The 16028-nt window shown below is 66.2% G+C and carries 17 protein-coding genes; 14 read left to right on the forward strand and 3 right to left on the reverse strand.

Going from position 1 to position 16028, the window contains the following annotated elements; genetic code table 11:
• Nucleotides 1–6: 6 nt before the first annotated feature.
• The 3 genes from ACPFL9_RS07745 (at nt 7) to ACPFL9_RS07755 (ending at nt 4237) form a co-directional block, all read left to right on the forward strand.
• A complete protein-coding gene (locus tag ACPFL9_RS07745) occupies nt 7–2256 on the forward strand; it encodes a polyribonucleotide nucleotidyltransferase (protein ID WP_426006815.1) in 2250 nt (749 codons plus the stop codon).
• A 76-nt stretch (nt 2257–2332) separates the two neighbouring features.
• Nucleotides 2333–3676 (forward strand): M16 family metallopeptidase, encoded by a 1344-nt coding sequence (locus ACPFL9_RS07750; protein ID WP_426006816.1) that lies wholly within the window; start codon nt 2333–2335, stop codon nt 3674–3676.
• Between the two features lie 99 nt (nt 3677–3775).
• On the forward strand, nt 3776–4237 hold the full coding sequence (locus ACPFL9_RS07755; RefSeq protein ID WP_426006818.1) for a DUF1579 domain-containing protein: 462 nt from the start codon (nt 3776–3778) through the stop codon (nt 4235–4237).
• A gap of 3 nt (nt 4238–4240) precedes the next feature.
• Here the strand turns inward: ACPFL9_RS07755 and ACPFL9_RS07760 are convergent, their stop codons facing one another.
• Nucleotides 4241–4507 (reverse strand): MoaD/ThiS family protein, encoded by a 267-nt coding sequence (locus tag ACPFL9_RS07760; RefSeq protein ID WP_426006819.1) that lies wholly within the window; start codon nt 4505–4507, stop codon nt 4241–4243.
• Nucleotides 4508–4511: 4 nt separating this feature from the next.
• Nucleotides 4512–5651: a GTP 3',8-cyclase MoaA gene (gene moaA, locus ACPFL9_RS07765; RefSeq protein ID WP_426006820.1), complete on the reverse strand. Its 1140-nt coding sequence runs from the start codon at nt 5649–5651 to the stop codon at nt 4512–4514.
• A 152-nt stretch (nt 5652–5803) separates the two neighbouring features.
• On the opposite strand from moaA, the gene ACPFL9_RS07770 reads away from it, so the two are divergent.
• From ACPFL9_RS07770 to ACPFL9_RS07810, 9 genes are read left to right on the forward strand one after another with little or no spacing between them, the layout of a single operon-like run.
• Nucleotides 5804–6541 (forward strand): response regulator transcription factor, encoded by a 738-nt coding sequence (locus ACPFL9_RS07770; protein ID WP_426006821.1) that lies wholly within the window; start codon nt 5804–5806, stop codon nt 6539–6541.
• Nucleotides 6528–7787: a sensor histidine kinase gene (locus ACPFL9_RS07775; protein WP_426006822.1), complete on the forward strand. Its 1260-nt coding sequence runs from the start codon at nt 6528–6530 to the stop codon at nt 7785–7787. The genes ACPFL9_RS07770 and ACPFL9_RS07775 overlap by 14 nt, the downstream gene beginning before the upstream one ends.
• A complete protein-coding gene (locus ACPFL9_RS07780; protein ID WP_426006824.1) occupies nt 7784–9346 on the forward strand; it encodes a molybdopterin-dependent oxidoreductase in 1563 nt (520 codons plus the stop codon). The genes ACPFL9_RS07775 and ACPFL9_RS07780 overlap by 4 nt, the downstream gene beginning before the upstream one ends.
• Before the next feature lie 56 nt (nt 9347–9402).
• On the forward strand, nt 9403–10617 hold the full coding sequence (gene glp, locus ACPFL9_RS07785) for a gephyrin-like molybdotransferase Glp (RefSeq protein WP_426006826.1): 1215 nt from the start codon (nt 9403–9405) through the stop codon (nt 10615–10617).
• Entirely contained in the window at nt 10605–11144 is a 540-nt protein-coding gene (gene moaC / locus ACPFL9_RS07790) for a cyclic pyranopterin monophosphate synthase MoaC (protein WP_426006828.1), read from the forward strand. The genes glp and moaC overlap by 13 nt, the downstream gene beginning before the upstream one ends.
• Complete coding sequence (locus tag ACPFL9_RS07795; RefSeq protein ID WP_426006830.1) at nt 11141–11644, forward strand: MogA/MoaB family molybdenum cofactor biosynthesis protein; 504 nt, start codon at nt 11141–11143, stop codon at nt 11642–11644. Before moaC ends, ACPFL9_RS07795 begins: the two co-directional genes overlap by 4 nt.
• Complete coding sequence (locus tag ACPFL9_RS07800; RefSeq protein WP_426006832.1) at nt 11634–12089, forward strand: molybdenum cofactor biosynthesis protein MoaE; 456 nt, start codon at nt 11634–11636, stop codon at nt 12087–12089. Before ACPFL9_RS07795 ends, ACPFL9_RS07800 begins: the two co-directional genes overlap by 11 nt.
• Nucleotides 12090–12130: 41 nt before the next feature.
• Complete coding sequence (dapB, locus tag ACPFL9_RS07805; protein WP_426006833.1) at nt 12131–12889, forward strand: 4-hydroxy-tetrahydrodipicolinate reductase; 759 nt, start codon at nt 12131–12133, stop codon at nt 12887–12889.
• A gap of 1 nt (nt 12890) precedes the next feature.
• Complete coding sequence (locus ACPFL9_RS07810) at nt 12891–13376, forward strand: hypothetical protein (protein WP_426006835.1); 486 nt, start codon at nt 12891–12893, stop codon at nt 13374–13376.
• Here ACPFL9_RS07810 and ACPFL9_RS07815 read toward each other — a convergent pair.
• Nucleotides 13355–14590 carry a heparan-alpha-glucosaminide N-acetyltransferase domain-containing protein gene (locus ACPFL9_RS07815; protein ID WP_426006836.1) on the reverse strand — a complete coding sequence of 412 codons (1236 nt, stop codon included), beginning with the start codon at nt 14588–14590 and terminating at the stop codon, nt 13355–13357. The genes ACPFL9_RS07810 and ACPFL9_RS07815 overlap by 22 nt on opposite strands.
• A 116-nt stretch (nt 14591–14706) precedes the next feature.
• Between ACPFL9_RS07815 and ACPFL9_RS07820 the strand changes: the two genes are divergently transcribed.
• Nucleotides 14707–15042, forward strand: a complete 336-nt coding sequence (locus ACPFL9_RS07820) for a hypothetical protein (RefSeq protein WP_426006838.1) — start codon at nt 14707–14709, stop codon at nt 15040–15042.
• A 61-nt stretch (nt 15043–15103) separates the two neighbouring features.
• Nucleotides 15104–16015 (forward strand): 4-hydroxy-tetrahydrodipicolinate synthase, encoded by a 912-nt coding sequence (gene dapA / locus ACPFL9_RS07825; RefSeq protein ID WP_426006840.1) that lies wholly within the window; start codon nt 15104–15106, stop codon nt 16013–16015.
• Nucleotides 16016–16028 lie beyond the last annotated feature (13 nt).

Consider the following 16028-nt stretch of genomic DNA (forward strand, 5'->3'; position numbering starts at 1 on the left):
ACTCTCATGGAGGGTCCCGAAATCCAGTTCTCCGAAGCCATCATCGACAACGGCCGCTTTGGCAAGCGCGTGATCCGCTTTGAAACCGGCCGCCTTGCCAAGCAGGCCGCCGGTGCCTCGATGGTCTACATCGACGACGACACCGCTCTTCTTTCCGCCACCACTGCCGGCAAGCAGCCGCGCGAAGGCTTCGATTTCTTCCCCCTGACCGTGGACGTCGAGGAGCGCATGTACGCTGCCGGCCGTATCCCGGGCTCGTTCTTCCGCCGTGAAGGCCGTCCTTCCACGGAAGCCATCCTGGCCTGCCGCCTCATGGACCGCCCGCTGCGTCCGGCCTTCGTCAAGGGCCTGCGCAACGAAGTCCAGATCGTCGTCACGGTCCTGGCCATCAACCCGGACGAACTGTACGACGTCGTTGCGATCAACGCCTCGTCCATGTCCACCCAGCTCTCCGGCCTCCCGTTCTCCGGCCCGATCGGTGGCGTCCGCGTCGCCCTCATCGCCGACGAGCAGGGCTCCCAGTGGGTTGCGTTCCCCAAGCATTCCCAGCTGGAGAACGCCGTGTTCAACATGGTGGTTGCCGGCCGTGTCGCAGGCGACGACGTCGCGATCATGATGGTCGAAGCCGAAGCCACGGACAACTCCTGGAACCTCATCAAGGAACAGGGCGCCACCGCTCCCACCGAAGAGGTTGTGTCCGAGGGTCTCGAGGCCGCCAAGCCGTTCATCCGCGCCCTGTGCGAGGCACAGTCGGACCTGGCCTCCCGCGCTGCAAAGCCCACCGTCGAGTTCCCGGTCTTCCTTGACTACCAGGACGACGCTTACGCCGCTGTGGAGGCTGCTGCTGCAGACAAGCTTGCTGCTGTCTTCCAGATCGCCGACAAGCAGGAGCGCGACAACGCTTCCGATGCACTCAAGGACGAGGTCCTTGGCGCCCTCGCCGGAGACTTCGAAGGCCGCGAGAAGGAACTCTCCGCAGCGTTCCGCTCCGTCACCAAGCATGTTGTCCGCCAGCGCATCCTCAAGGACCAGATCCGCATCGACGGCCGTGGCCTGACGGACATCCGCCAGCTGACCGCCGAGGTCGAGGTTCTCCCGCGCGTTCACGGTTCTGCCATCTTCGAGCGTGGTGAAACCCAGATCATGGGCGTCACCACGCTGAACATGCTCAAGATGGAGCAGCAGATCGATTCCCTGTCGCCGGTCACGCGCAAGCGTTACATGCACAACTACAACTTCCCGCCGTACTCCACCGGTGAGACCGGCCGTGTCGGTTCCCCGAAGCGCCGCGAAATCGGCCACGGTGCCCTCGCTGAGCGTGCCCTGGTTCCGGTCCTGCCGAGCCGCGAGGAATTCCCGTACGCCATCCGCCAGGTATCCGAAGCCCTCGGCTCCAACGGCTCCACCTCCATGGGCTCGGTCTGTGCTTCCACGCTGTCCATGCTCAACGCCGGTGTTCCGCTGAAGGCTGCCGTTGCCGGTATCGCCATGGGCCTGGTATCCGACCAGGTCGACGGCCAGACCCGCTACGCGGCCCTGACTGACATCCTTGGTGCCGAAGACGCCTTCGGCGACATGGACTTCAAGGTTGCCGGTACCTCCGAGTTCGTCACTGCCATCCAGCTGGACACCAAGCTTGACGGCATTCCGGCTTCGGTCCTGGCCGCTGCCCTGAAGCAGGCCCGCGAGGCCCGCCTCCACATCCTCGAGGTCATCAACGCAGCGATCGACACCCCGGACGAGCTCTCCGAGTTCGCTCCGCGTGTCATCGCCGTGAAGATCCCCGTGGACAAGATCGGCGAGGTCATTGGCCCCAAGGGCAAGATGATCAACCAGATCCAGGAAGACACGGGCGCGGACATCTCGATCGAGGACGACGGCACGGTCTACATCGGTGCCACCGACGGCCCGTCGGCCGACGCCGCACGGTCCGCCATCAACGCCATCGCGAACCCGCAGGTGCCGGAAGTCGGTGAGCGCTACCTGGGTACGGTCGTCAAGACCACCACCTTCGGCGCTTTCGTGTCCCTCACCCCGGGCAAGGACGGCCTGCTGCATATCTCCGAACTCCGCAAGCTGGCCAACGGCAAGCGCGTGGACAATGTGGATGACGTCGTCTCCGTGGGCCAGAAGGTCCAGGTCGAGATCACCAAGATTGACGACCGCGGCAAGCTGTCCCTCTCTCCGGTTGTGGCCGAGGAAGAGGGCGCTTCCGAGGAAGCTCCGGCAGAAGCCGCAGAGGCTTCGGCAGAGTAGTCTGTCAGAAGTACCCGGCGGGGCTGGTGGATGTGAAAGTCCACCGGCCCCGCCGCCCTTAACCCGAAAGGACTAGATGACTGTCGTACCCTTGCCCTTGGAGCAGACCCTTCCCGGCGGTGACCTGATCCATGGCGCCGACGGCGGTTCCATTGTGCGCCGTTCCGTGTTGCCGGGAGGTGTGCGTGTCCTGACCGAGGCCATGCCGGGCCAGCGTTCTGCCACCATCGGATTCTGGGTGGCAGTAGGGTCCCGCGACGAAGCCGAAGGACAGCACGGTTCCACGCATTTCCTGGAACATCTGCTCTTTAAGGGAACCAAGCGGCGGACCGCCTTGGAGATAGCTTCGGCGTTCGATGAAGTCGGCGGGGAGTCCAACGCCGCGACCGCCAAGGAGAGCACCTGCTATTTCGCGCGTGTCCTCGACACCGACCTGCCGATGGCGATCGATGTCATAGCGGACATGATCACCGGAGCCGTGTTGGACCCGGCCGAACTGGAACAGGAACGCGACGTCATCCTCGAGGAAATCGCCATGGACAGCGACGACCCCACGGATGTGGCGCATGAGAAGTTCGTGGAAGCCGTCCTTGGCCGCCACCCCCTGGCGCGTCCGATCGGCGGGACACCCGCCGCCATCAAGGCCGTGCCCCGGGATTCCGTGTGGGCACATTACCAGCGCTACTACCGGCCCGAGGAGCTTGTCATTACTGCGGCCGGCGGCCTGGACCACGATGTCGTCTGCCGACTGGTGCAGGAATCACTGGAAGCAGCGGGATGGAATCTCGATCCTGATGCTGCTCCGGTACAGCGCCGGGCCACGGACCGCGCCGTGATCACAGGCACCGCGGGCCTCCACGTGGTCAAGCGGCCGGTGGAGCAGGCGAACATCATCATGGGTTGTCCCACGATCGTGGCAACGGATGAGCGCCGCTTCGTCATGAGCGTGCTCAATGCCGTGCTGGGCGGCGGCATGTCGTCCAGGCTGTTCCAGGAAATCCGGGAAAAGCGTGGGCTGGTGTACTCCACCTACTCCTTCACGGCAGCCTATGCGGACGCCGGATACTTTGGCATGTACGCGGGGTGCACCCCGTCCAAGGTGCGCCAGGTGCTTGATCTCCTGGGCGTCGAGCTGGACAAGCTGGCCCGCGACGGCATCACGGGGGAGGAACTGCGCAAAGCCGTGGGGCAGCTCAGCGGTGGCATCGTCCTGTCCCTGGAGGACACCGGCTCCCGTATGTCGCGCCTGGGCCGGGCGGAACTTGTCTCCGGAGAGTTCCAGGACATTGACGAGACCCTGGCCCGCATCAAGGCCGTCACGGTAGAGGATGTGCAGGAGCTTGCCCGCGAGCTGGCTTCGGCTCCGCGCACCATCACAGTGGTGGGCCCGTTCGAGGAAAACGAGACGTTCGGACTCTGAAACTCCGTCCGGGACTCTGGACTCCCGGACATCATCAGGGCAGCATGATCACACGATCATGCTGCCCTGATGTGTTTGCCCAGTTGCCTTGGAGTCGCCATGGACCAGCCACATACCGGCCGCGCGGCCGGTATGCTCCAACCCTTCCTGGGGCACTGGCGGGGCGTCACCGAGATCGCACAGTCCCCCTGGGGGCCCGCCCATACGACTGACGCCGAAGTCGCCTTCACGCCGGCCGCCGGCGGTCATGCCGTGGTCCAGAGCTACAGGCACCGTGAACCCGACGGCACGCACCTGGAGGGGCACGGGATGTTCACCGTGGATGCTTTACACGGAGGTGCCCTCTGGTATTACGTTGACAGCCTGGGCCACCCGCCAACCGCGCCGGTCCGGGGGCTGTGGACCTCCGGAACACTGACCTTTGACCGCCGTACGGCAGACGGGGTGGCCCGGCACTCCTTCAGGGTGGAGGACGATGTCCTGGTGCACACCGTTGAGCTGCGCCTGCAAGGCCGGGCAGGTTTTGCTCCTCTGCTGAAGAGTGTGTTCAGGAAGGCTTGAAGATCAGCCGCCGGCAAAGGGTGGCAGGACATCGATGACATCCCCGGCATCCAGCGGCACTGAGCGGTCGCGGACAGCCACCTCATTGCGAAGGAAGCTGCTGCGGGCCACGATCCTCGACAGCTCAGGAGTGCCTTCCGGCGGAGTGGGACGCTCGACGGCGAGGGCCGCTTCCAGCAAAGACTCCAGGCTGCTGCCTGCCGGGAGATGGTAGGTTTCCTCTTCGACTCCGGCCGCTGCGCGCGCGGCAGCGAAGTAACGGACAAGCATTGGTTCAGCCTCCGATTGCGCTCATGCTGCGGTCCGGCTGCACGAAGTCGGCAGCGCCAAGACCGGTGTGGTCCATCCCGTGGGCCTTCGGCTTGACCCACATCGCATCCTGCCAGCGCCCGGCGAGCTGCTGGTCCGAAGCGCCGCTGCGCAGGAGTCCCAGGAGGTCGAATTCTTCCCTGGAGAAAAGGCAGCTCATGATTTTGCCCTCCGCGGTGATGCGGGTTCGGCGGCAGTCGGAGCAGAACGGCTCGGTGACCGAAGCGATAATGCCCACCGTGCCCAGGACCGTGCCGGGCGCCGGGCGTGCGCTGCCTTCCGGGCGGTCGCTGCGGCGTCGTACTTCGAAGCGTTCAGCCGGCGCGCCATCGCGTTCGCGGGGATCCGGTGCGAGGTCGAAGTCCGCCGACAGCAGGTCCCGGATTTCGGCAGCGGTAATCATGTTCCGCCGGGTCCAGCCGTGATCGGCGTCCAGGGGCATTTGCTCGATGAAGCGTAGCTCGTAACCACGATCCAAGGCCCATGCCAGCAGGGACGGTGCCTCGGCGTCGTTGATGCCGCGCATCAGGACGGCATTCAGTTTGACGGGACCGAGCCCGGCGGCCCAGGCAGCGTCCACTCCGGCGAGGACCCGGTCCAGGAATGGCCTCCGGGTGAGCTGGGTGAAGGTTTCCTCGTGCAGTGAATCCAAGGAGACGTTGATCCTGTTGAGTCCGGCGGCCTTGAGGGCGGCCGCCTTCTTGTCCAGTCCCACACCGTTGGTGGTCATGGACATGGGAAGGTCAGGATGCTCCCGGCGGATGCCGGCGATGATATCCACCAGGTCGGCGCGGACCAGGGGTTCGCCTCCGGTAAGGCGGAGTTCGCGTACCCCCAGGGAGTTGACGCCGATGCGCACGATCCGGATGATCTCGTCCTTGGTCATCACGGCCTGCTTCGAGAGCCACTCCAGCCCCTCGGCGGGCATGCAGTACGTGCAGCGCAGGTTGCATTTGTCCGTGAGTGACAGGCGCATGTCCGTGGCGCGGCGGCCGTGCCGGTCCCAAAGTCCTGCCGGCGTACCAGCCGGACGAGGCGGCGGAACCGGCCCGCTGCCCGCATCGCCCACAGCGGGGATCGTGGGCATTCCAAGCTGAACGTTCATGGATTAAGGCTACGGCACGTACGCCGTGGTAGTGATATCGGCAACACTGCGGTCCACTCAGCGGACGTGCCACTTCTTACGGAATCCATACGCTTGCCTCCTGGGCTGCCGATGCAGGTGCCCGCACCGTCCGGCAAACCTATGCTGAAAGCGTGACCACCCAAGCTGCCGCTGCTGCCACCGAACCCGGGAACCGCCGGATCCTGCTCGTCGAGGACGAACAGGTGATCGCGGACGTCGTCCGGGACTACCTGGTGGGCGCCGGCTTCCAAGTGGATATGGCCGGCGACGGATTTACGGCCCTGAAGCTGGCGGCAGAGAGGGAACCGGACTTGGTGATCCTCGACCGGATGCTGCCGGGCCTTGACGGTGTGGAAGTTTGCCGCCGGTTGCGCGCCGCGATGAGCGTCCCCGTCATCATGGTCACTGCCCTCGGGACGGAGGACGACAGGATCCTGGGCCTCGAGGTAGGCGCCGACGACTACCTCACCAAGCCTTTCTCGCCGCGTGAACTCGTGCTGCGGGTCAAATCGGTCCTGCGCCGCAGCATCAGGGAGTTCAGCCCTGAACCGCGTGTGGAACTGGCCGGGTTCGATCTCAACCCGGCGTCGCGGACCGTGACCCACCACGGAAAGCAGTTGTCGCTGACGGTGCGCGAGTTCGACCTGCTGGCATTCCTGTTGCGGCGGCCCAACCAGGTCTTCAGCCGGGAGCAGCTCATCAAGGCTGTATGGGGTTGGGATTTCGGCGACTTGTCCACAGTGACCGTCCACGTCCGCAGGCTTCGGGAGAAGATCGAAGACAACCCCACCAAACCGGTCCTGTTGAAAACGGTATGGGGTGTGGGCTACCGGTTCGACACGGAGGGAGCCGGGCATGGAGGGCACTGACCTGGCCACCATCCTGGCGTGGATCCTCTTTTGGGCCATCCTGATCGGTGCCCTGACGCTGCTGTTGCTTCGGGTCCTGCGCGGGGCTTCGGTACTCGCCCAGATCTGCCTGGTGGTGGTGGCCACCGTCGCCGTGCTGGTCACCGGCATGGTGAGTGCCTTCAACGCCATGTTCATTTCCGCCCGCGACCTCGAAGTCATGTGGTACATCCTCGCCATTGCCTCCGCGGTGGCGGTGGTGCTGGCACTCATGCTGGGCGCCGGGGTGTCACGGAACGCCGCCCGGCTGGTGGACGCCGCCCGCAGGCTGGGCCGCGGTGAGACCCTGGGGAATGTCCATACCGGTGGCAGTGCAGCAGACGGTGCATCCCACGGCAGGAACGCCGGTCCGGCCATGACGTCGGAGCTGGCCGAACTCGCCAAGGAACTGGAAGCGAGCAGCCGCAGCCTTGCCGAGTCCCGCGAACGCGAAGCCGCCATGGAAACGGCACGCCGCGAGCTCGTCTCGTGGATCTCGCACGATCTGCGGACACCACTGGCAAGCATCAGGGCCATGGCGGAGGCGCTGGAGGACGGCATGGTCCCCGACGTCGCCGTCGGCTACCGGAAGATCATCGGACAAACCGAACAGATGACCGTGATGGTGAACGACCTGCTGGAATTGTCCAAAATCCAGGCCGGTAGCCTGAGGCTCCGCACCGAACCGCTGGATCTCTACGACGTGGTGAGTGATGCGCTTTCCGACCTTGCACCCCTGGCCGACCAGCGCGGCATCACCTTGGTGGGCGGGGGAGACCGGCAGTGCATGGCCGTGGCCGACGGCCCGAGCATCGCCCGGGCGGTACGGAACATCATCCTCAACGCCGTCCTCTACAGCAGGCCGCCCGCAAAGGTGCGCGTCACGGTGGGACCGGAAGGCGGTAACGCGGTGGTCGCCGTGGAGGACCACTGCGGTGGCATCGCCGGGGAAGACCTGCCCCATTTGTTTGAGACCGGCTGGCAAAAGGACCCCGCCAGGGGAAACCCCGGGGATCGGGGAGGCTCGTACAGTGGCGCTGGAATCGGCCTGAGCATGGTGGCAGGAATCGTCCAGGCCCACGGGGGCACAGTTCAGGTGGAAAACATCGACGGCGGATGCCGGTTTGCGCTGTCCCTTCCGGCGGGCGGGGCCAACGGCAGCCCGGCAGCGGGGCATGCCTTCCCGCAGGATCCGGCAGCCAAGGCGGACCAAGGAGACAAGAGATGAGGATGCCCGGACGCTGGGCGGCAGCCGCGGGTGTCGCCGCGGGCGCCATAGGTATTGCCGCAGGCGAGTTGGTGGCAGGACTGCTCAGCCCGCTCGTTTCACCCGTGACGGCGCTGGGTGGTGTGGTCATCGACGCTGTCCCGCCCTGGGCAAAGGATCTGGCCATCCAGTGGTTCGGGACCGCCGACAAGCTGGTGCTGGTGGTGTGCATCGTCCTGGTCGCGGCAGGGCTTGCTGCACTCGCCGGACTCATGGAGCGGCGCAGGGCAGGGCTGGGACTGGCACTTTCGGCAGTGGCGGGCGCTGCAGGCCTTGCTGCCGTCCTCACGCGCGCCCAGGCTGTTCCCCAGGCCGCTGTGGCCCCGGTGATTGCCGCTGTCACCACCATGGTTGTCCTGCGGATGCTGGTGCGGAAACTCGCCGAATGGGTGCCGGCCCGTCCGCCGGGGTCAAGGGAGGACCGGCAGCCAACGGACCAGGAGCCTGCTCCGCTGGCCCGACGGCGGTTCCTCAATGCCGTAGCCCTCACCTCGCTGGGAGCCGCCGTGGCCGGTGCCGCCACCGCCGTGGTGACGCGCGCCGCCTCAGTGGCATCCGGCTTCCGGGGTTCCATGGTCCTGCCACAGCCGTCTACGCCACCACAGACCGTTCCGGACGGGGCCGCCCTGCCCATCGACGGAATCAGCCCCCTTGTTACCGCGAATCGGGACTTCTACCGCATTGACACTGCCCTTGCGGTGCCGGCCATTGATCCATCGACCTGGAAGCTCAAAGTCACCGGCCTGGTGGAGCAGGACCTCGAACTCGACTTTGCGGCCCTGCTGTCCAAGCCCATGACAGAGCGCCACATCACCATCGCCTGCGTTTCCAACGAAGTGGGCGGCGACCTGATCGGCAACGCGCTGTGGTTGGGCTGGCCGGTCCGCGAACTGCTGGCCATGGCGCGTCCCACGTCCGCTGCGGATATGGTCCTGTCCACCAGCAACGACGGCTGGACGGCCAGCACTCCGCTGGAGGCCCTCACGGACGGCCGGGATGCGCTCCTGGCGGTTGGCATGAATGGCGAACCCTTGCCGCTCGAACACGGCTTTCCCGTTCGGATGGTCGTTCCGGGACTCTACGGTTTTGTGTCCGCGACCAAGTGGTTGACGGAGCTCAAGGTCACCCGTTTCGCGGATGAGAAGGCTTACTGGAGCACACGCGGCTGGAGTGAGCGTGGCCCAGTCAAGACGCAGTCGCGCATCGACGTTCCCCGCAGCGGCCGTTCCGTCAGGGCCGGCACGGTGCAGTTTGGTGGTGTGGCTTGGGCGCAGCACCGTGGCATCGAGCGTGTGGAAATGCGCGTCAACAGGGGGCCTTGGCAGGAAGCGGCACTGGCGCCGGGAATCTCCGCGGATACGTGGTACCAGTGGCAGCACGCCGTTGACCTCACACCCGGCGACTACGAGGTGCAGGTCCGCGCGACGGACGCGTCAGGCCGGCCGCAGGTGGAAGAGCGTGCCCGCGTCGCCCCCGACGGCGCAACGGGGTACCACACCGTCACTATCAAGGTCACATGAGGCTCTCCGCTCCCACGTCCGGGTAGACTCCGGGAACCGACAGTCACCACAGGAGGATGCCCGTGCCCAGATCTGTTGCTGCCCACCAGGCAGCAGTGGCGGAACTGCTGACTACAGGGGCCGGGCACCCGGCCGGGGAGCACCTTCCGTTGCTGGACGCACTGGGCCGGGTACTCGCCGTCGACCTCTACGCACCCCTTGACCTGCCGCCTTTTGCCAACTCGCAAATGGACGGCTTTGCCGTCAACTCATCAGACCTGCCCGACGGCGGCGCGGAGCTCAGGGTGGCGGACCCGGTCCCCGCCGGGGCGGCGCCGGCACCCCTGGAACGCGGAAGTGCGGCCCCGATCATGACCGGGGCCATGATCCCCGAAGGTGCTGACGCCGTGGTCCCCATCGAGGCCGCCGAGCCCGATTCCTTCCCGCCGCCCGGCCAGGATGACGCGATGGTCGCCCTGCCCGCCACCGCGCCGGGCACCTACATCAGGCAGGCGGGAAGCGACATCCCTGCCGGCGCGCTGGCCCTTCCCGCAGGTACGCGGCTGGGCCCCGGCCAACTGGGGCTCCTGGCTGCGCTGGGCCTGGCCACCGTAGAAGTCCGCCGGCCCCTGCGCGTCCTCCTGCTCACTACCGGCGACGAAGTGGTGGAACCGGGCCGGGCCCTCGCCGTGGGAAAGATCTACGACTCCAACAGCACGCTGCTGGAAGCATCCATGCGCCAGGCCGGACTCCATGTCCTGCGCACGGGGATCGCCGACGACGATCCCCGGAAGCTGCTGGCCGTCCTGGAAGAACATGCAGCACAGGTGGACCTGATCGTCACCACCGGCGGTGTCAGCAAAGGGGCCTACGAGGTAGTGCGCCAGGCCATGGACGGCCACGCCGTGGAGTTTGTCCCCGTGGCCATGCAGCCCGGCGGCCCACAGGGAATCGGCCGTTTCCACGGGACACCTTTCCTTGGTTTTCCCGGAAACCCCGTCAGCTGCCTCGTGTCCTTCGAGATGTTCCTCCGCCCCGCCCTTGGCAGCGTCCATGGCTCGCCGGCGGCGCGGCCCGTACTGCGCGCTTGCCTTGCCGAACCACTCACGTCGCCCGCCGGCAAACACCAGGTGCGCAGGGGATACCTGGACGGCGGCGGCACGGTCCGGTTGATCGGCGGACCGGGTTCGCACCTGGTCCATGCGTTGGCCACTTCCAATGCACTGGTGCACATCCCTGCCCACGTCACGGAACTGCCGGAAGGCGCGGAAGTGGAAGTATGGATGCTGTGAACCACAACCCCAGCCACCACGGCGGCCTCACCCACCTCCGGCACGACGGCACGGCGCAGATGGTGGATGTCTCCGACAAAGCCGTCACCACGCGTGAAGCCACCGCCACTGCCACAGTCCACAGCACCCCCGACGTCCTGGCCCTCCTCGGGGCGGGCGAACTGCCCAAAGGCGACGCGCTCGCCGTCGCCCGTGTAGCCGGGATCATGGCGGCCAAAAAGACCCCGGAGCTTATCCCGCTCTGCCACCCGCTGCCTCTGTCCAAAGTGACCATCGACTTCGAACTGGGGACCGATTCAGTGGGCATTCTGGCGACTGTCAAGACCAGGGGAGTCACCGGCGTCGAGATGGAGGCGCTGACGGCTGCTTCGGTCGCGGCGCTGAGCGTGTACGACATGATCAAGGCCGTGGACAAGCACGCTGTCCTGACGGACATCCAGGTGCTGGCCAAGAGCGGCGGCAAGAGCGGGGACTGGACCCGCCAAGCCAAGGACGCACACGCCGGGTCTGAAGGTACCGGGCAATGAGCGCGTGTGAACCCCAGGGACACAGCCCCCGCACGGCAGGGGTGGTCATTGCCTCGACGCGTGCCGCCGCGGGCATTTATGCCGACGACACCGGGCCGGTCATCGTGGACTGGCTGAGGGAGCACGGCTTCGAGACGTTTCCTGCCATGGTGGTGCCCGATGGCGAGCCCGTCGGAGCCGCGCTGCGTGCGCTCCTGACCCAGCGGCCCGCCGTCGTGATCACCAGCGGAGGCACCGGCCTCAGCCCTGACGACCGCACGCCGGAAATGACGCTGCCGCTACTGGACCGGGAAATTCCGGGCATCATGGAAGGCATCCGCCGTGCCGGAGCGGCCAAAACTCCCATGGCGATGTTGAGCCGTGGCCACGCAGGTGCGGCCGGCAGGACTTTTATCATCAATCTTCCGGGGTCGCCCAAAGGCGTCATGGATGGGCTGGCCGTCCTGGATCCCGTGATCGGACATCTTTGTGACCAATTGGAAGGAAGCCATGGGCACTGAAACTAATTTTGAAGTGGTCAGCGCCGTCCTCAGCGCTGAGCCCATCTCCGTGGACCAGGCGATTGCCGCCGTCGAGTCGGATACGTCGGGGGCCGTGGTCAGCTTCAGCGGCGTGGTCCGCAACCACGACTCCGGCAAGGCAGTGGACCGGCTGAGCTACAGCGCGCACCCCACAGCGCACGCTGTGATGTCCGAGGTCGTGGCCGAACTGGTCGCCGAGCACTCGGGCGAAGCAGAACGGCCGGTCCGGATCTGGGCCGCCCACAGGATCGGCATGCTGGAGATCGGCGATCCTGCGCTGGTGTGCGCCGTGGCTGCTGCACACCGCGGACAGGCGTTCGCCGTCTGCTCGGAACTGGTGGACCGGATCAAGGCCCGGGTCCCGATCTGGAAGGAACAGTTCTTCAGCGACGGCACCGTCGAATGGGTGGGCGCAGGGGAGTAACGGTTCCGTCCCGAACCCGGCCCGGCGGTAGGGTTAACGGCATGACCGAACAACTTGCCGTAGCAGTGCTGGGCGCCCACGGGCGCATGGGGATCGAAGCCGTCAAAGCCGTGGAAGCGGCCGAAGACATGAAGCTCGTGGCCTCCCTGGGCCGGGGCGATTCCCTGGAGACGCTGCTCGATGCAGGTGCGCGGTACATTGTCGACCTCACCGTTCCGGACACCACGGAGACCAACGTCCGGTTCGCCGTGGAGCACGGCATTCACGCCGTGGTGGGAACCACGGGCTGGGACGCCCGGAAGCTTGCCTCCCTGGCCGGCCTCCTGGAGCAGAAGCCGGACACCGGCGTCCTGATTGCACCCAACTTCGCGCTTGGATCGGTCCTTGCTTCTGCCTTCGCCGCCAAGGCCTCCCAATACTTCGAATCCGTGGAAATCATTGAGCTGCACCACCCCAACAAGGTGGATGCGCCGTCGGGAACCGCAGTGCGCACGGCGCAGCTGATCGCAGAGGCCCGGAAGGACGCAGGAGTCCCCGCCAGCCCCGACGCCACGGAGACCGCCCTGGACGGAGCCCGGGGCTGCGATGTTGACGGCGTCCGCGTCCACAGTGTCCGGCTCCGCGGACTGGTGGCACACCAGGAAGTGCTGCTCGGGGGACCCGGTGAGCAGTTCACCCTGCGCCACGACTCCTTCGACCGGGCGTCCTTCATGCCCGGCGTCCTGCTTGGCCTGCGCAAGGTCGCGTCCCATCCTGGCCTGACGGTCGGTTTGGACGGCTACCTGGACCTGGGGCTCTAGCATGGCCACGGCCTGGGAGACCCTGAAGCGCAACCGGACCAAGATCTGGGTCGGCGCCATCACCTTGCTGCTGGTGCTGTACCTGGTGGTGTCGCTGCAGCGGTCGCTGCTGTTGCTGGGCGACCCCAACCTGATGGCCAAGGGCATCGGTGCTGCCTACCTGGTCCTGCCCATCATCGGCGCGTGGGCGCTCATCCGCGAGTTGCTGTTCGGTGCCCGCACCGAACAAATGGCGAAGGTGCTGGAGTCGGAGGGAGGCCTGCCGGTGGACAACCTGCCACGCACGCCCGGTGGCCGCATCGTCAGGGCTGCAGCCGACGCGGAATTCGAAAAGTACCGGGCAGAAGCCGAAGCCGCCCCTGAAGACTGGCGCTCGTGGTTCCGGCTCAGCTGTGCCTATGACGCTTCCGGGGACCGCAAGAGGGCACGGGCCTCCATGCGCGACGCCGTCAAGCTCTTCCGGGCTCAGCCGACCGCCGGGCGGTAACTGCCCAGGCTTGCGGCCTGGTGGGCGAGCCATTCAAGGGGCCCGCGCCGCCTGAGCAGCGCAAAGGTCATGCCGATGGCCACCGCTCCCAAGGCCTGGGCCCAGTACATGCCCTCGGCAGTCCATCCTGCCGGCAGGGGCTGCTCATGGAAGCCGGACACGATCCACACGTGCAGGGAGTACAGCGTCAGCGTCATCGCCCCCGGACCGCTCAGCACCAGCAGGAAGTTGACGTTGAGGCGCTCTGCCAGGGAACCAAGGATCAGGAACAACCCGATGACTGCCGCTGCCACCCCGCCGGTGTGCAGCAAGTCCAGGGTGGTGCCTGCATGGGGAGCCGCCGTAGCGAGCCACCACCATGAGTCCACCTGCCTCAGCCCGGTCAGGTTGACCTGCAGCATGCTCTCCAGCGGATACCCGCGGGTTCCAGGGATCGCCTCGAGCGCCGGCCTGCCGCCCCACTGTTCCATGGCCAGGAACCCTGCCGTTTTTGCCACGACTGCCACGGCAACGCCACCTCCCAGCAGCAGCCACCGCGCCCTTGCCGTGGCCAGGGCCATGCGTCCTGCAGCCAGGCCGAGCAGCAGGTAGCCAATCCACTGGAAGACAGGGTAGTACCCGGTAAAGAACAGGTCGGCCAGCAGGCGGCCAGGGGTCTGAAGGTCTTCGCCCATGGGGTTGTGGCCCAGTTGCAGGGGCGGGGTCGCGTCCAGCAGGAGGGGCCGGACCAGATAGGCAAGGAAAGGTGCCACCAGGATCCAGCCGAGCGCCCACCACCAAAGTGCCTTGGCCCGCAACCCCAGGAACGGAAGAATGCACAGGAACAGCAGCGCGTAGTGGACCAGGATGATGGCGATGTTCACTTCGAGCCCGCCCAGGGAAAGCCCGACGACGGCAATCACCAGCGCGCGCATCGCGACGCCTCCGCGGGCGGCCCGGAGGCTGCTTCCGTGCCGGGGGTCCTGCTTTCCCGTGCCCAGGGCCAGTCCCACGCCTGCCAGCACAGCAAACAGGGCCGCCGATCTCCCGGAGAACGTCAGGCCGATCCAGGTGGGCTCCCATCCGGGCGAGGGGCCGAACGTCGGCATCAGGTGCGTGGCCATCATGCCCAGCAAGGCAACGCCCCGGGCCGCATCGATGCCCGTGAGGCGGGGTGCGGCACCCCCACCTCCAGAGACCCTCCGGTTCGGCGGCGCAGTCTCTTGTGAAGTCATGCTCAGATGTTCTCACGCAGTGCTGGGTGGCGGCTGTGCGGCATAGCCTGGCAAGCCTGTGCCCCCCTTCCACCCTCCTCCTTGTCTTCGAATATATGTTCGAATAACATGGCTGCATGAACGATGACCCGAAGGCGCTGGAAGGTCTCAGCGGGCCCATGAAGGCCATGAGTCCCGGCGTGGTCGACTTCCTCTTCCGGCAGTTGGTTGCGGGAGAACCCCCGGAAGACGTCCAGTGGCGCAGGGAAGGCGCAGTGCTTTCAGAGCAGGCGCCCGGGGCTGAACTGGCCCGCCGCCTTGCCGAAACAGACCTCGATGCCCTGACGCCGCTGGAGCTGTTCGAGTACGTCCGGGCGTCGCAGAAGCTTGTTGCATGGGCGGAGCAGCTGAAGGAGCGGGCCGTGGCGCACTACTGTGGGGAGGCACCCTCAAGGTTCCGGCGCCCGGCCTGATGATGACCATCACGGGAGTCCCATTCCCGTAACACGCCCGTCACAAGGTAACGTTTTTCTTATGTCTGACTCCCGCGCCTCTGTTCCTGCACTTGGTACCCTGCTGACCGCAATGGTCACCCCGTTCAGCGAGGACGGCAAGGTCGACTACGACCAGGCCGGGGCATTGGCGGAAAAGCTTGTGGCAGATGGCTGCGACGGCCTCGTGGTCACCGGAACCACGGGAGAGACGTCCACCCTCACTGACGAGGAAAACGTCGGCATGTTCCGCGCGGTCAAGGAAGCCGTCGGCGGAAAGGCCGCCATCATCGCCGGAACCGGCACCAACGACACCGCGCACTCGGTGCACCTTTCGCAGCGTGCGGCGGAGGTCGGCGTCGACGGTCTCCTGATCGTCACCCCGTACTACAACAAGCCGAGCCAGGCGGGCGTTCAGGCGCACTTCGAAACAGTGGCGTCAGCCACGGACCTGCCGGTCATGCTGTATGACATTCCGGGCCGTTCGTCCATCCAGATTGCGCCCGAAACCATGATCAGGCTGGCCAGGCACCAGAACATCGTGGCCGTGAAGGACGCCAAGGCGGACTTTGCCGCCGCCACCCGTGTCATGGCCGAAACGGACCTGCTCTTCTACTCGGGAGACGACGGACTGACCCTCCAGTGGATGGCACTCGGTGCCGTTGGCCTGGTTGGCGTCACCACCCATGTGGCCACCAGGCGCTTCCGCGAGCTCATCGACGCCGTGAACGCCAGCGACCTCGCCACGGCGAGGACCATCAACTTTGAGCTGGAGCCCGTGGTGCGTGCAACCATGACCCGGGTCCAGGGCGCCGTAGCCGCCAAGCAGATTCTCAAGTGGCAGGGAGTTCTGCCCAACTCGGTTGTCCGTTTGCCCCTCGTGGAGCCGGACGAGGCCGAGATCACCATGATCCGCGGGGATTTGGCAGAAGCTGGGATGGACTTCAACGTCTAGGACAGCCTGCCGG

Source organism: Paenarthrobacter sp. NyZ202, assembly GCF_049860755.1.
In the GTDB taxonomy this organism is placed as follows: Bacteria; Actinomycetota; Actinomycetes; order Actinomycetales; family Micrococcaceae; genus Arthrobacter.

Bases quoted from the DNA above. Each gene is read 5' to 3' on its own strand.
- dapB (WP_426006833.1), top strand. From the start codon at position 12,131: ATGACCGAACAACTTGCCGTAGCAGTGCTGGGCGCCCACGGGCGCATG.
- ACPFL9_RS07750 (WP_426006816.1), top strand. From the start codon at position 2,333: ATGACTGTCGTACCCTTGCCCTTGGAGCAGACCCTTCCCGGCGGTGAC.
- moaC (WP_426006828.1), top strand. From the start codon at position 10,605: ATGGATGCTGTGAACCACAACCCCAGCCACCACGGCGGCCTCACCCAC.
- moaA (WP_426006820.1), bottom strand. From the start codon at position 5,651: ATGAACGTTCAGCTTGGAATGCCCACGATCCCCGCTGTGGGCGATGCG.
- ACPFL9_RS07800 (WP_426006832.1), top strand. From the start codon at position 11,634: ATGGGCACTGAAACTAATTTTGAAGTGGTCAGCGCCGTCCTCAGCGCT.
- ACPFL9_RS07755 (WP_426006818.1), top strand. From the start codon at position 3,776: ATGGACCAGCCACATACCGGCCGCGCGGCCGGTATGCTCCAACCCTTC.
- ACPFL9_RS07820 (WP_426006838.1), top strand. From the start codon at position 14,707: ATGAACGATGACCCGAAGGCGCTGGAAGGTCTCAGCGGGCCCATGAAG.
- dapA (WP_426006840.1), top strand. From the start codon at position 15,104: ATGTCTGACTCCCGCGCCTCTGTTCCTGCACTTGGTACCCTGCTGACC.
- ACPFL9_RS07795 (WP_426006830.1), top strand. From the start codon at position 11,141: ATGAGCGCGTGTGAACCCCAGGGACACAGCCCCCGCACGGCAGGGGTG.
- ACPFL9_RS07810 (WP_426006835.1), top strand. From the start codon at position 12,891: ATGGCCACGGCCTGGGAGACCCTGAAGCGCAACCGGACCAAGATCTGG.
- ACPFL9_RS07815 (WP_426006836.1), bottom strand. From the start codon at position 14,590: ATGACTTCACAAGAGACTGCGCCGCCGAACCGGAGGGTCTCTGGAGGT.
- glp (WP_426006826.1), top strand. From the start codon at position 9,403: ATGCCCGTGCCCAGATCTGTTGCTGCCCACCAGGCAGCAGTGGCGGAA.
- ACPFL9_RS07780 (WP_426006824.1), top strand. From the start codon at position 7,784: ATGAGGATGCCCGGACGCTGGGCGGCAGCCGCGGGTGTCGCCGCGGGC.
- ACPFL9_RS07745 (WP_426006815.1), top strand. From the start codon at position 7: ATGGAGGGTCCCGAAATCCAGTTCTCCGAAGCCATCATCGACAACGGC.
- ACPFL9_RS07775 (WP_426006822.1), top strand. From the start codon at position 6,528: ATGGAGGGCACTGACCTGGCCACCATCCTGGCGTGGATCCTCTTTTGG.
- ACPFL9_RS07760 (WP_426006819.1), bottom strand. From the start codon at position 4,507: ATGCTTGTCCGTTACTTCGCTGCCGCGCGCGCAGCGGCCGGAGTCGAA.